Here is a 12,603-nt window from a genome sequence, read left to right as displayed (position 1 = left end):
CGCTCAAAGGGCGGTACCGGTCGGACGCGCGGCGAGCTGGTCGCCGGGCAGCTGGCGCGCGGCGGTCCACGGCACGTTGGGCAGGTTCTTGCCGTAGGTCTGGTTGACCCACGGGTAGCTGCACAGCTCCTTCATCAGCATTGCCGCCCGCATGCCGGTGTCGGCCATGACGTGCTGGCCGACCTCGCGGAAGCCGAAGCTGCCGTGGAACAGCAGCACCGGGTCGTTGCTGCCGTCAAGGAAGACCTCGCAGGCCATCTGCGGGTAACGCAGCTCGGCGTAGCTCTGCGCATCGGCATAGAACGCGCGCCCGACACCGCCGCCACGACGGCGGCTGGCCACCACGATGCGGTCGATATAGAAGAAAGCCGGGTGCCGCTCGCGGAACCAGCGGAAGTTGCTGCTGTCATGGTCGGCATGGCCGCCCACACCGATCAGGAACCCGGCCAGGGTGCCGTCACGTTCGGCAACGCGGAAGTATTCCGCGGTCTCGTAAAAATGCCGCAGTCGCGCGGCATCCAGCGGCAGGATTGCCGGGCCGGCAGCGTTGTTGAGGGCTAGGACGGAATCCAGCTCGTGCTCAAGCACGTCGCGGACAACGATCGACATTCCGGGCTCCAGGGGTTTTGTCACGTCGCGCGATGCCGCGCAGCCCTGCAATTATCGCACGGGGGCAGGGGCCGGGCGACATCGGCACGTCCGTCGGCCCGGTCGCAAAGGCGCATTCAGCATGACTTTCGACGTCCCCTGCGGCATCGCGATGCCGGTAGCATGCGGTGATGCTGACTCGCCTTAACCACAGCCGAATGTTGCGTTACGCCGGCCTTTTCACCTGGGGGATGGTCGGTTTCTGGCTGTTCTCGATCTTCCTTGAGCCCGCCACGATCCAGGGTGGCGCTCCGGGCGAGGAAGAGGCCTTCAACCTGTTGGTCGGTCGCTGGCTGGCGGTCTACCTGAGCTTCGGCGGCGTGTACTGGTGGATCACCCGCTCGCTGGGGCAGCATCGCCGCACCTGGTTCGATCACGTGTTGCTGCTGGTGCTGACCGGCTGCGCGATCGGGGTCAGCTATTTTTCCGGCAGCGGTCTGGGCAGCGTGCTGTTGATGGTCATGGCCGGCCTGCTGCCCTGGTTGCTGCCGCTGCGGATCGGGGTGGCCTGGCTGGTGTTCAGCAACCTGGCGGTCATCCCGGTGTTCGTCAGCCCGCCGTGGGGCATGCCGGTGCTGATTGCGGCGATGCAGTCGCTGTTGTATGCGGGTTTTTCCAGTTTCGTGTTCGTCACTGCGCTGGTGGCGATGCAGCAGGCGCAGGCGCGTGAGGAGCAGCGGCGGCTCAATGCCGAGTTGCAGGCCACCCGGCTGCTGCTGGCCGAGAGCGCCCGGGTCAACGAGCGCACCCGCATTTCGCGTGAACTGCACGACCTGCTCGGGCACCACCTGACCGCGTTGAGCCTGAATCTCGAAGTGGCGGGTCACCTGACCGAAGGCCGGGCGCTGGAGCACGTCAACCAGGCCCACACCCTGGCGCGGCTGCTGCTGACCGATGTGCGCGAGGCGGTCAGCCAGTTGCGCGCGGGCGGGGCGATCGACGTGGCGTCGGCACTGAGGCCGCTGGCCGAGAACGTCCCCGGCCTGGATATCCAGATGGCGATCGACGAGCCGTTGCTGCTGGACGATCCCGAGCGCGCGCAGGTGCTGCTGCGCTGCACCCAGGAGATCATCACCAATGTGGTGCGCCATGCGGGTGCCCGGCACCTGTGGATCCGTTTGCGTCGCGAGCGGGGGCGTATCCTGATGAACGCCCACGACGACGGTCGCGGTGCCAGCCAGGTGGTCATCGGCAACGGCTTGCGCGGCATGCGCGAGCGCCTGGTCGAATACGGCGGCGAGTTGAGCATAGACACCCGGCCGCAGGCAGGCTTCAAGCTGCATCTTGCGTTGCCGGTTTCGGCGGCTGCGGCCGCTGCCAGTGAAGGAGTTGACGCGTGATTGCCAATGCGACCGATCCGGGCAAGGCCGGGAAATCCGGCAAATCGATAACGGTGTTGCTCGTCGATGACCAGACCCTGGTCCGCCAGGGCGTGCGCTCGCTGCTCTCGCTGGCCGACGGCATCGAGGTGGTAGCCGAGGCCAGCGACGGCAAGCAGGCGATCGAGATGATTCCGCAGGTCCGCCCCGACGTGGTGCTGATGGACATGCGGATGCCGGTGATGTCGGGACTGGAGGCCCTGCAGGCGCTGGCCGCCAGCGGCGAGTTGCCGCCGACCATCATCCTGACCACCTTCGACGACGACCAGATGGTGCTGGCCGGGATCAAGGCCGGCGCGAAAGGCTACATGCTCAAGGACGTCTCGCTGGAGCAACTGGTGGGGGCGATCCAGACCGTCGCCAACGGCGGGTCGCTGGTGCAGCCGGCGATGAGCCAGCGCCTGTTGTCCGGCCTGGAGCACATGCGCAACGAGTTCGTCAGCCTCGACCGGCCCGACCCGCTGACCGACCGCGAGACCGAAATCCTGCGACTGATGGCGGGCGGATTTTCCAACAAGGAGATCGCCAACTCGCTGGGCGTGGCCGAAGGCACGATCAAGAACCACGTGTCCAACATCCTGTCCAAGCTCGGCGTGCGCGACCGTACCCGGGCCGTATTGAAAGCCTTTGAGTTGCAGCTGGTCTGATGGGCAGGATGCCCGACCCGGCGCAGCGCGCCGGGCGTTCACGACCGCGCGCGCCAGTGGCGCGCAGTCCGCGCTCGCTCACCCTATCCAGGCTCGGCGTGCGCGACCGTACGCCGGCTGTGTGGAAGGCCATTGAGCCGCAACTGGTGCAAGTGGGCGCAAATGCCCGAATTGCGCATGCCGCAGAGGCTGCGGCGAACCCCGTTTCCTTGTTAGGATTGCCGGTCTGCGCCCTCGTCCCGTTCCGGGTCCGGCCCTGGAGAGAACTTGTATGACCCGTCTTTATGAACTCCTGATCTCGCTGGCGATCGTCGCCGCACTGTTCGTCATCGTCGGCTTCCTGCTGCCCTCGCACCGGCATATCGAGCAGTCGGTGGAGACCAACCGCAAGATGACGATTGTTTACGACACCCTTGACAGCTTTGCGCGCTTCACCCACTGGAACGTGCTGCCGCTGCACGATCCGGCCATGGACATCAAGGTGAGCGGCCCGAAGTCGGGCGTCGGTGCGCAGCTGGATTACAGCTCCAAGGAACGGTCCGTCGGCAGCGGCAGCTGGAAGCTGGTTGACGCCAAGCCCGGGCAGAGCGTGACCTTCGAGATCACCAACAAGGAGCCGGGCAAGAACAAGGTCACCACCTTCAAGCTCGAGCCGACCGGTCGCAACAAGCGCAACGTCAAGATCACCCAGACCTATGACGTGGACTACGGCATGAACCTGTTCGGCCGTTATGCCGGCATGTACGTCAGCAGCGGCATGGGCGACAGCATGAAGATGAGCCTGGGCCGGCTGAGCAACATGCTGGCCGCGGTGCCGAACTACGACTACACCGAGTTGAGCAAGGACGATCCGTCCAAGGCGCCGAAGTTCATGGAGCGTCCGGCCGAGAACCTGCTGGTGGTCAGCGCGGCGGTGGAGCGCAACAACGACGTCGTCGAGCGGACGATGAAGAACAACATGCAGTGGATCGAGAAGGTCATGAAGGCCAACAACCTCGAAGCTGCCGGTCCGGTCCGCATCATCACCAACGAGTTCGGTGCGGAAACCTACGCGTTCGACGTCGCCATGCCGGTCCGCAAGGCAGGCAACAGCCCGCGTGCGAGCGAGACCACGACCGACACTGCCGCGGAAGGCAACGCGGCCGAAGCGGCCGAGATTGCGGCCGCCGATGCCGCCCCTGCGCCTGCCGGCAAACTCAACATCAAGCTGGAAGGTCCGGTGGAGCATGTGTACGAGGAGCCGGCGAAGGTCGCGATGACGCCGTTCACCGGCCACATGGCGAACCTGCCGAAGGTGCGTGACGCCTTGCGCGCCTGGGTCATGACCCAGGGCTTGGAGACCGCTGGCCGCCCGTACGAGGCATGGACCGGCGGGATCGAGAAGGCCTTCACCGAGAATGGCGAGTTCGAGGTGTACTGGACGCTGCGCTGATCGCGCATTGATCCACTTCACCAGCACTTTGTAAGTCATCTGGCGCGCCGCGGATCTCCGCGGCGCGCTTTTTTGTGCGTGCCGGCTGGAGAACCGGTCATTGAAGACCGGTTGTCGTCGAGGGCTGTTATCGTTTCGCCTCTGCCCTTGCCGCCGGTGCCGATCACCATGGATCCCTCCGCCGCTGGATATACCTCCCGGAATCACCGCTCCGGGAGCCAACGCGGACTGGTCGCCGCGGGTGCCGTGCTAGCGGCCGGGTCGGTGGCGCTGGCGGCCTATGCCGCCCATGTCGTGGAGCCGGACGCGCAGGCGCGGCTGCAATCGGCGGCGTGGTTTGCGTTCGGTCACGGTATCGCGCTGGCGGCCTTGGCGCCGCACGCGGCGCGACGGTTCGGGAAGTTTGCGCTGGCCGGCCTGCTGCTGGGCACGTTGTTGTTCTCCGGCAGCCTGGTGGGTGCATACCTGTTTGGTGCGCCGACCGCGCTGGCTCCCTTTGGCGGCGGCCTGATGATCCTGTCGTGGCTGCTGTGGGCGGCCGACTCGGTCAGGTCCTGAGGCGTAGCGCATGGCCCGTCATCAGCGCGGTTTCGACACCGGGGCGGCGTTCGCCCACCTGGCGCAGGTCGATCGCCGGCTGGCCGTCTGGATGCGCCGGCTGGGCGTGATCGAGGCCGATCCGCGTTGGCGCGCGGGTTTCGATCCGGTCGATGCATTGGCGCGGTCGATCCTCTACCAGCAACTCAGCGGCAAGGCGGCGGCGACGATCGTCGGCCGCGTCGAGGCCGCCATCGGCAGCGATCGCCTGCATGCCGACACCCTCGGGCGTTGCGACGATGCCACCCTGCGTGCCTGCGGCGTGTCCGGCAACAAGTTGCTCGCGCTGCGCGACCTGGCCCTGCATGAATCACGTGGGGATATCCCGAGCCTGCGGCGTATGGCGACGATGGACGATGCCGCCATCATCGCGGCACTGGTGCCGGTGCGCGGCATCGGGCGCTGGACGGTGGAGATGATGCTGATGTTCCGTCTCGGCCGCCCTGACGTGCTGCCCGCCGAGGACCTGGGTGTCCGCCAGGGCGCGTTGATGGTCGAAGGGCTGGAGGCCCGGCCGACGCCGAAGCAGTTGGCCGCCCTGGGCGAGCGCTGGGCCCCGTACCGCAGCTACGCCAGTTTCTACCTGTGGCGGATCGCCGATTCGGCGGCGGTGGCCAAGGTGTCGACCAAGCGCTCGCAGGATTGAGCAGCATTGCTCACATGTCCGGGGAACCGGGCGCGAAGCACAGGTCGCGGCTGAAGCCGCTCCTGCACGGGCGGGGCGGCGAGTTGCGGGGTGTGCGAAAGCCGTGTTTCCGCAGGAGCGAGGGGGTTGATACGGTGGTCAGGCGCGACTCACGTCGCTCCTACCGGAGGGGCCTGGCGCAATGGGAGCTTCTCCAACTCCAGGAGAAACTTCAGTCGCGGCTGTCTTCGTTGTTCGCCGGATTCCAGCACCAGTGCCAGGGCTCGTAGACGATGCCGTGCGGATTGTCGCGTGGATAGCTCATGCGGAAGCCGTGGCCGATCGCGTTGTCGGTCAGCCATGCAAACGCGCGGGTGCGCTCGAACGACGTTTCGGCAGGGGACTCGTCCGGGGTGCCGATGTCGAGCGCGCGGCCGGAGTGGTGCTCGCTGTAGCCGGGTGCGGCGTTGGCGGCGAGGATGTCGGCGACGCTTTGACCGCGCGCGAGTTTGCGTTTGAAGATGCCCAACTGGTAATCGTGGCTGCGGTAGCCGGAGATCGCGTCCAATATCACCTCGTCGCGCCGGGCCGCATCGCGCAGGTTTTGCCACGCGCGGGCGGCACCCGCTTGCAGCCAGAGCGGGCGGCGGTAGCGGTCGAAGCCGGCAAAGGAAAGCCAGCCCGGCTCGGCGACCAGCGGCAGGCCGGTGCGCTGGCCGTAACTGTCGTCCAGACCCAGTGCGTCCAGACGTTCCTGCAGGCCATCCAGCGGCAACTCGGCGGTTCGCACGGCGCCGGCCAGGAGGCCGCCAGGGCCACGCAGGCGGCGCCGGTCCAGCGCGTCCAATGCGGCCTGGATGCCCGGCTCAAGCATCCAGCCGTGGAGCAGCGGCAGCAGGCCTTCGGGCAGGTCGGCGGCGAGGTAGCGGCCGTCGCGTTTGCGCCGCAACACGTGGCGCGCGCGCGACAGGGCGCGCGCGTCGTGGTTGCTGCGTGCAGATAACAGGCCGGCCGGCCAGAGTTCGATCCGGGGCGTGTTGATCAGCACATCGATCAGGGGTTGGGCTTGGCCGCGCATCCGCTCAGGTTATCCGCGCGGCCGCGCCGCAGCCAGTTCCTGCAACCGCTCCAGCAATGCCTGCGGCCGTCGGGGCTGCAACAGCAGATCGAAGCCACGGGTGGTCGGCAGGTGCAGCACGCGCTTGCCGCCAACGGTGGCGACCAGCGCCTTGCGCATGTTGCCCAACCGGAACCATCCGCTGTGGAAGCCGGGCAGGCTGGTGCCGTTGGTCTTCACCATCGGCTTGAGTTCGGTGCGCTCGTCGAGATCGATCACCCGCGCCTGGTCGATCTGCAGTTCGGCCAAAGCGAGCCGGCGTCGATAGAACGACGTGGCGACCTCCAGCCCGTCGGCATCGAAAGTAATCCGGTGCCGACGCATGCCCCAGTCGATGGCCAGTGCGATCGCGCCGACGAGGGCTGCCAGGCAGGCGAGGGTAAGCGTGGCGCTGTCGCCGATCAGCTTTTGTTGGCTGCGATCCAGCAGCGCCATGGCGGTGGCAGCAATCAGCAACGGGAGTGCCACGACGAGGACCGCCATCAGCATGCGGGTGCGCGCCGTGACCGGCTGCAGTTGCAGCGCGGGCGGCACCGGGCCGGTTATCGCCCGATCCATTCGGCGATGTCCTGGATCAGCGCGGGGTCCACGTGCCCGGGTGTCTGGTATTCGTCCAACGTGCCGGGGCCTTCGCCGGCGATACCGAGGTGGTTCAGCGCAGGGTAGTGCTTGAGGGTTGCGTTGGGCCGGTCGGCCAGCGCCTTGCGCCAGAGCTGCCAGTCGGTGTCGATCACCTGGAAGTCGCGGCCGCCTTGCAGCAACAGCATCGGCAGGCGGGTTGCCAGTGCGTCGGCGACCGGATCGATGCGGTCGAAGTGGCGCCAGTAACCCGCCGGCACGCCCAGTGGCGCGTCCGCCGCCGGCATCGGCTCGTTGCCGCGAACGCGGGCGATCTTGGCATCGAGATCGTCCAGGAACGCCTGCTCGGCCGGGCCGATGGCGCCGTCGGCGTTGAGCAGGTAGCGGTTCTGTTCCGGCAGCAGGTCCAGCAGCGGGCGCGCGGGGGCGGCCAGCATGATCAGGCCGGCGACCTGATCGGAGCGGGCGGCGATGCGTGGCGCCAGCATCGCGCCCTGGCTGTGGCCGAGGACGTGGATGCGATCCGGGTCGATGCCCTTGGTGGTGCCCAGTGCGGCGACGGCGACGACGGCATCGTTGGTGGTTTCGTCGTCGACGTCGTAATCGCCGGCGGCGAAATCCTGCGGGCGCGCCTTGCTGCGCTTGTCGTAGCGCAGCACCGCGATGCCCTGCGCGGCCAGGCCGCGCGCAATGTCGAGGAACGGCCGGTTGGCGCCGACGGTTTCGTCACGATCCTGCGGGCCGGAGCCGTGGACCAGCACCACGGCGGGGAAACCGGCGGTGGGAGCTTGTCCCTTCGGCAGGGCAAGGGTGCCCGGCAGGGCGCGGTCACCGCTGCCGACGGAAAATGCCTGCTCGGTGAAAGCCGCGTCGCTGGCGGGCGCGGCGGCCGGCGGTGGCGGCGCGGGCTGCACGAGGAAGCCCGCGATCCGGCCATCGGCGTCGATCGCGATCTGGGCCAGCAGTTCGGCTTTCTCATGGTGCAGCGGGATGACCACCACGTGCATGCCGTCGTGTTCGGCGAGGCGCGCCTCACCGCGGCCCTTGGCCGGACCCGTTTGCTGCGGCAGGGATTCCCACACCGCCTTGAGTTTTGCCGCCGGCACGGCGCTGGCCATCTGCGCAGTGAAACGCGCTTCGGCGGCGGCAAAATCGCCGGCGTCGAGCTGGTCGAGGAAGGCGTTTGCGATGACGAGCGGGTCGGCAGCCGTGACATCCGCCACAGGAGTTGCCGCATCGGCCGGAAAGGACGGTACCGCGGTCAGCGCCAGTGCCGCCAGGACGAGGGAATACGCGGAAGCACGCATCTCAGGCCTCCTTCTTCAGCACCAGGCGGACGTGGTCGAACGGGGTGATCTGGGTCATCGAGACGAGTTCCCAGCCCTGTTCGCCGAGGCGGTTGAGCTCATCGCTCAATTGCTCGCTCATCGACGGGCCGAGCATGCTCGGGGTCAATTCCAGCACCTGGTAGCTCCAGCGATTGCTCATGGCTTGTCATCCTTTCTGGATTTGGCAGCGTCCGGCAGCCGCCCGGCCTTGCGCAGTGCGTCGCGCAGAACGTATTCGATTTGTGCGTTCAGGCTGCGCAGCTCGTCGTCCGCCCAGCGTTGCGCCGCGGCGAGGACCTCGGCGTTGATGCGCAGCGCGTAGCCTTTCTTCTGGGTCACCGGGAACCTAGTACAACGAGCCGGCGTTGACGACCGGCTGGGTGCCGCGCTCGCTGCACAGCACCACCAGCAGGTTGCTGACCATGTTGGCCTTGCGCTCCTCGTCCAGATCGACGACGCCGTTCTTCTGCAGTTCCATCAGTGCCATCTCGACCATGCCGACCGCGCCGGCGACGATGCGGGTGCGGGCGGCGATCACCGCGTTGGCCTGCTGGCGCTGCAGCATCGCCTGGGCGATCTCCGGCGCGTAGGCCAGGTGGCTGATGCGCGCCTCGATCACGTCCACGCCGGCCGCACTGAGCCGCTCGGTGAGTTGTTCCTGCAGGTGGTGGGAGATCTCCACCGGATGACTGCGCAGCGAGGTCAGGCCGGCATCGTCGCTGTCGTAGGGATAGCTGGTCGCCATCGCGCGCAGTGCCGCCTCGGACTGGATGTGCACGAAGCTCTCGTAGTCGTCGACGTTGAACACCGCCTCGGCCGAGTCGACCACCTTCCACACGATCACCGCGGCGATCTCGATCGGGCTGCCTTCCAGCTCGTTGACCTTGAGCTTGCCGCTTTCGAAGTTGCGCACCCGCAGCGAGACCTTGCGCTTGGAATAGAAGGGGTTGTTCCAGCGCAGGCCGTTGTCCGGCGCGGTGCCGACGTACTTGCCGAACAGGCTCAGCACCGCCGACTGGTTGGGTTCGACCATGTACAAGCCGACCACCGCAAACAGTCCCAGCACCGCGATGACGGCCGCGGCAACGATCAGGCGCAGATCGGTGGCGGCGATGCCGGTCTTGAACAGGTAGCCCGCGACGAGGAAGCCGACGATGCAGGCCAGCAGGACCGGGATGCCTGGCAGGGAGCGGATGGGGTTTTCTTTCATCACGGTGCCTCGTTGTCTTGGTTGGGTTATTTGATATCAGATTGATATCAGATTGCAAATCTGAATCGCTGTGTGTGGATGCAATCCGATCGCCGTGCTGCTGCAGGAGTGGCGGAGGCATCCACCGGTGAGTCGCGAAGCACGAATGCTGGAGACGATGGTCAGGTCGCGGCTGAAGACGCTCCTACGAGCGAAGGAAGGCCAGTCGGACAAAAAACGGTCGACGGCACGGCCTTGGCTTTGTGTAGGAGCGGCTTCAGCCGCGAACAAAAGCAGAGCCGTCGTCGCATGGAAACCAACCAGTGACGGGGAATGCTGCGCGCATCCGCACGGCGAGTGCCGAACTGGAGTCAGGGCGTGATCCGGTACAGCGGGGCGGGGACAAATTCGCCCGTTGCGTACAGGCTGCGTCCATCGGCCGACCAGCCCAGCGCTTCGGCCTGCGGCAGCCACGGCAACACACTGACCCGGGGCGATGCGGCCACTGCGGCGGCCCAGTCCTGGTGCGGTGCGCGCGGGTACAGCAGCAGGTAGCGGTAGGTCATCACCGCCAGCGTCGTGCGGTCGGGCGAGACCGACGCGGCGGTGACCAGGGCGTCCTGTCGTGCACGTCTGGGATGGCGGCGCAGGATTTCCGGGTCGGGCGCGGGAATGCCGGCGAGCAGGCCGATACGTTTGGCCGTCAGCAATTCCCGCGCCGGTGGCTGCAATGGCAGCACGAACAGTTCGGGCGGCTCGCGCTTCTTGGAGATCAGCAGGATCTCGCCGCGCTCGGCATCCACTGCCACCGCTTCGCAATCGCGCGCGCCATCCGGCCAGCGGAACGCGATCGACCAGACCGGCTTCAGGCGTGCGTTGGCGAGCGTGGTGGGCTCTTCGACCACATGCAGCTGCAAGCTGCGGCGCAGACCGCCGTTGTCGCCCGTGTCGGCGATCAGCAGGTAGCGCTTGCCCTTGAACTCGAACGCATCCAGATCCTCCCAGTCGGTCTTGGTCACGCCCTCGATGCCGAAGGTCGCCAGCCGCCGGCCCGAGGTGCTGACTGCGAACAGGCGTGCCGGATTGCCGCCATCGTCGAGCATCCACAGCGTGTCCCGGTGCTGCGACGAAGCCGCCAGGCCGCTGATCTCGTTGAGGCGCATGTCCAGCAAGGCACCGGCCAGCCGGGCCTCGGGGGCGTGGTTGGCGGCATCGTCGGAGCGTGCACATCCGGACAGCAGGGACACGCCCAGGACGATACCGGCCAGGCGACGCGACAGCGGGGGCAGCTCCAGGCGCATCGGGAAAGGATCGCACGCGCCTGCCGTCGCCGGAACCATGCCGTTGCCGTGGCGAGCCGGAAGCTAGACTACGCAGGTCTTCCGTCTTGCCCGGTGTCGCCTTCCATGACCGAAACCCTCCCACCGTCCCCGGACACTGTCCGACTGGGTACGCCGTTGTCCCCGCATGCGTTCCGCGTCCTGCTGCTCGGTTCGGGCGAACTGGGCAAGGAAGTGGCGATCGAGCTGCAACGTTTCGGGGTGGAGGTCATCGCCGCCGACCGTTATGCCGATGCGCCGGCGATGCAGGTCGCCCACCGCAGCCACGTGATCGACATGCTCGATGGCTCCGCGATCCGTGCGCTGGTGGCGGCCGAGCAGCCCGATCTGGTCGTGCCGGAGATCGAGGCGATCCACACCGCGACCCTGGTCGAGCTGGAGCGTGAGTTCGCCGATGCCGGCCGCAGGGCGCGGGTGATCCCGACCGCGCGCGCCGCCCAGTTGACGATGGATCGCGAAGGCATCCGTCGCCTCGCCGCGGAAACCCTGGGCGTGCCGACCTCGCCGTACCGTTTCGTCGATACCTTGGCGGACTATCGCGCCGCGGTCGCCGACATCGGCATCCCCTGCGTGGTCAAGCCGGTGATGTCGTCCTCGGGCAAGGGCCAGTCGCTGGTGCGCGGTGCGGCCGACATCGACCCGGCCTGGGATTACGCCCAGACCGGCGGCCGCACCGGCGCGGGACGGGTGATCGTCGAGGGTTTCGTCGACTTCGATTACGAGATCACCCTGCTGACCGTGCGTCATGCCGGCGGCACCACGTTCTGCGCGCCGATCGGGCACACCCAGCGCGACGGCGATTACCGTGAAAGCTGGCAGCCGCAGCCGATGTCCGCGATTGCGCTGGAGCGCGCGCAGGCGATGGCGAAGGCGGTCAGCGACGACCTCGGCGGCTGGGGCGTGTTCGGCATGGAGTTCTTCGTCAAGGGCGATGAAGTCTGGTTCAGCGAAGTCTCGCCGCGGCCGCACGACACCGGCCTGGTCACCCTGATCGGCCAGGACCTGAGCGAGTTTGCCCTGCATGCGCGCGCGATCCTCGGCCTGCCGATCCCGGTCATCCGTACCCAGCGCGCCTCGGCCTCGTGCGCGGTACTGGCCGAAGGGCACGGCGTGCCGGTGTTTTCCGGGGTCGACGCCGCATTGGCCGCGCCCGACACCCAGTTGCGCCTGTTCGGCAAACCGCGGGTGGAAGGCCAGCGCCGGGTCGCGGTGACGCTCGCGCTGGGCGACGACATCGGGCAGGCCCGCGAGAAGGCCCGCAACGCCGCGGCGCAATTGCACGTCGAATTGCGTTGAGCCGCTGTCCCGCCCACTCCAGACAACGCACCGCCAATCCACCACAGGGGTATACCGATGGACGATAAAAGCGGCTACGCCGTGTTTTTCTTTCCGCAGGCGCTGGAAGCGCTGGGCGAGGCCATCAAGCCCTATCTCCAGCAGGGCCCGGCTGGCGAGCACATGGTGTGCCGCAACATCGACACCGGCGGGGCGATGTTCAAGATGGACCTCGACGGCCGGACCGCGACGGGCGAAGCGATCTCGCTGGAGCTGATGGTGCCCGGCAGCATGGTGCGGATGGTCGTGTCGGCCCGCATCGAGGAGTCCTTCGGGTTCGGTCCGCGCATCGCGGTGTCGTCACTGGTGCCTGCGGTGGCGGGGAAAACGCGTGCACCGGTGCCGGCGGCCACGCCAGAGGCGGGGAAGGGCGCCGGTTGACCGCGG

At 67.4% G+C, this 12,603-nt stretch carries 15 protein-coding genes; 7 read left to right on the top strand and 8 right to left on the bottom strand.

The features are described 5' to 3' along the window. Positions 1 to 3: 3 nt before the first annotated feature. Positions 4 to 609 carry a GNAT family N-acetyltransferase gene (locus N792_RS03955; RefSeq protein WP_036192729.1) on the bottom strand — a complete coding sequence of 202 codons (606 nt, stop codon included), beginning with the start codon at positions 607 to 609 and terminating at the stop codon, positions 4 to 6. A gap of 170 nt (positions 610 to 779) precedes the next feature. Between N792_RS03955 and N792_RS03950 the strand changes: the two genes are divergently transcribed. From N792_RS03950 to N792_RS03930, 5 genes are all read left to right on the top strand, one after another. Further along, the gene (locus N792_RS03950) at positions 780 to 1,988 is read left to right on the top strand and encodes a sensor histidine kinase (protein ID WP_036192728.1); all 1,209 of its coding nucleotides are present in this window, start codon (positions 780 to 782) and stop codon (positions 1,986 to 1,988) included. A 47-nt stretch (positions 1,989 to 2,035) separates the two neighbouring features. Further along, positions 2,036 to 2,674, top strand: coding sequence for a response regulator (locus N792_RS03945; RefSeq protein ID WP_036192993.1), 639 nt, complete (start codon positions 2,036 to 2,038; stop codon positions 2,672 to 2,674). A gap of 271 nt (positions 2,675 to 2,945) precedes the next feature. Further along, positions 2,946 to 4,106 (top strand): polyketide cyclase, encoded by a 1,161-nt coding sequence (locus N792_RS03940; RefSeq protein WP_036192727.1) that lies wholly within the window; start codon positions 2,946 to 2,948, stop codon positions 4,104 to 4,106. Positions 4,107 to 4,274: 168 nt separating this feature from the next. Continuing rightward, positions 4,275 to 4,664, top strand: a complete 390-nt coding sequence (locus tag N792_RS03935) for a DUF423 domain-containing protein (RefSeq protein ID WP_036192991.1) — start codon at positions 4,275 to 4,277, stop codon at positions 4,662 to 4,664. Positions 4,665 to 4,674: 10 nt separating this feature from the next. Then, positions 4,675 to 5,349, top strand: coding sequence for a DNA-3-methyladenine glycosylase family protein (locus N792_RS03930; RefSeq protein WP_036192726.1), 675 nt, complete (start codon positions 4,675 to 4,677; stop codon positions 5,347 to 5,349). Between the two features lie 211 nt (positions 5,350 to 5,560). Here N792_RS03930 and N792_RS03925 read toward each other — a convergent pair whose 3' ends face one another. The 7 genes from N792_RS03925 to N792_RS03895 form a co-directional block, all read right to left on the bottom strand. Then, positions 5,561 to 6,406: a M15 family metallopeptidase gene (locus N792_RS03925; protein ID WP_036192725.1), complete on the bottom strand. Its 846-nt coding sequence runs from the start codon at positions 6,404 to 6,406 to the stop codon at positions 5,561 to 5,563. Positions 6,407 to 6,415: 9 nt separating this feature from the next. Next, a complete protein-coding gene (locus N792_RS13385) occupies positions 6,416 to 7,003 on the bottom strand; it encodes a PH domain-containing protein (RefSeq protein ID WP_052103418.1) in 588 nt (195 codons plus the stop codon). Then, complete coding sequence (locus N792_RS03915) at positions 6,988 to 8,331, bottom strand: alpha/beta hydrolase (RefSeq protein ID WP_084105372.1); 1,344 nt, start codon at positions 8,329 to 8,331, stop codon at positions 6,988 to 6,990. The genes N792_RS13385 and N792_RS03915 overlap by 16 nt, the downstream gene beginning before the upstream one ends. Before the next feature lies 1 nt (position 8,332). After that, positions 8,333 to 8,512 carry a DUF4177 domain-containing protein gene (locus tag N792_RS03910; RefSeq protein WP_036192724.1) on the bottom strand — a complete coding sequence of 60 codons (180 nt, stop codon included), beginning with the start codon at positions 8,510 to 8,512 and terminating at the stop codon, positions 8,333 to 8,335. After that, entirely contained in the window at positions 8,509 to 8,691 is a 183-nt protein-coding gene (locus N792_RS03905; RefSeq protein ID WP_036192723.1) for a type II toxin-antitoxin system antitoxin, read from the bottom strand. Before N792_RS03905 ends, N792_RS03910 begins: the two co-directional genes overlap by 4 nt. Positions 8,692 to 8,698: 7 nt before the next feature. After that, positions 8,699 to 9,562 carry an SPFH domain-containing protein gene (locus tag N792_RS03900; protein ID WP_036192722.1) on the bottom strand — a complete coding sequence of 288 codons (864 nt, stop codon included), beginning with the start codon at positions 9,560 to 9,562 and terminating at the stop codon, positions 8,699 to 8,701. A 350-nt stretch (positions 9,563 to 9,912) separates the two neighbouring features. Beyond that, positions 9,913 to 10,842, bottom strand: coding sequence for a hypothetical protein (locus N792_RS03895; protein ID WP_036192721.1), 930 nt, complete (start codon positions 10,840 to 10,842; stop codon positions 9,913 to 9,915). A gap of 105 nt (positions 10,843 to 10,947) precedes the next feature. Here N792_RS03895 and purT point away from each other — a divergent pair, with 105 nt between their 5' ends. Both purT and N792_RS03885 read left to right on the top strand, forming a co-directional pair. Next, on the top strand, positions 10,948 to 12,177 hold the full coding sequence (purT, locus tag N792_RS03890; RefSeq protein ID WP_052103416.1) for a formate-dependent phosphoribosylglycinamide formyltransferase: 1,230 nt from the start codon (positions 10,948 to 10,950) through the stop codon (positions 12,175 to 12,177). 57 nt (positions 12,178 to 12,234) lie between these two features. Beyond that, positions 12,235 to 12,597: a hypothetical protein gene (locus N792_RS03885; protein WP_036192720.1), complete on the top strand. Its 363-nt coding sequence runs from the start codon at positions 12,235 to 12,237 to the stop codon at positions 12,595 to 12,597. Positions 12,598 to 12,603: the final 6 nt, after the last annotated feature.

It is taken from the genome of Lysobacter concretionis Ko07 = DSM 16239, from assembly GCF_000768345.1.
GTDB classification, from domain to species: Bacteria; Pseudomonadota; Gammaproteobacteria; order Xanthomonadales; family Xanthomonadaceae; genus Novilysobacter; species Novilysobacter concretionis.
The sequence above is the reverse complement of the archived record's forward strand: the minus strand, read 5'-3'. Positions and strand labels throughout refer to the sequence as shown.

Excerpts from the sequence above, each read along its gene's own strand:
- N792_RS03935 (WP_036192991.1), top strand. The coding sequence starts at position 4,275 with ATGGATCCCTCCGCCGCTGGATATACCTCCCGGAATCACCGCTCCGGG.
- N792_RS03950 (WP_036192728.1), top strand. The coding sequence starts at position 780 with ATGCTGACTCGCCTTAACCACAGCCGAATGTTGCGTTACGCCGGCCTT.
- N792_RS13385 (WP_052103418.1), bottom strand. The coding sequence starts at position 7,003 with ATGGATCGGGCGATAACCGGCCCGGTGCCGCCCGCGCTGCAACTGCAG.
- N792_RS03895 (WP_036192721.1), bottom strand. The coding sequence starts at position 10,842 with ATGCGCCTGGAGCTGCCCCCGCTGTCGCGTCGCCTGGCCGGTATCGTC.
- N792_RS03915 (WP_084105372.1), bottom strand. The coding sequence starts at position 8,331 with ATGCGTGCTTCCGCGTATTCCCTCGTCCTGGCGGCACTGGCGCTGACC.
- N792_RS03900 (WP_036192722.1), bottom strand. The coding sequence starts at position 9,562 with ATGAAAGAAAACCCCATCCGCTCCCTGCCAGGCATCCCGGTCCTGCTG.
- purT (WP_052103416.1), top strand. The coding sequence starts at position 10,948 with ATGACCGAAACCCTCCCACCGTCCCCGGACACTGTCCGACTGGGTACG.
- N792_RS03910 (WP_036192724.1), bottom strand. The coding sequence starts at position 8,512 with ATGAGCAATCGCTGGAGCTACCAGGTGCTGGAATTGACCCCGAGCATG.
- N792_RS03930 (WP_036192726.1), top strand. The coding sequence starts at position 4,675 with ATGGCCCGTCATCAGCGCGGTTTCGACACCGGGGCGGCGTTCGCCCAC.
- N792_RS03885 (WP_036192720.1), top strand. The coding sequence starts at position 12,235 with ATGGACGATAAAAGCGGCTACGCCGTGTTTTTCTTTCCGCAGGCGCTG.
- N792_RS03925 (WP_036192725.1), bottom strand. The coding sequence starts at position 6,406 with ATGCGCGGCCAAGCCCAACCCCTGATCGATGTGCTGATCAACACGCCC.
- N792_RS03955 (WP_036192729.1), bottom strand. The coding sequence starts at position 609 with ATGTCGATCGTTGTCCGCGACGTGCTTGAGCACGAGCTGGATTCCGTC.
- N792_RS03940 (WP_036192727.1), top strand. The coding sequence starts at position 2,946 with ATGACCCGTCTTTATGAACTCCTGATCTCGCTGGCGATCGTCGCCGCA.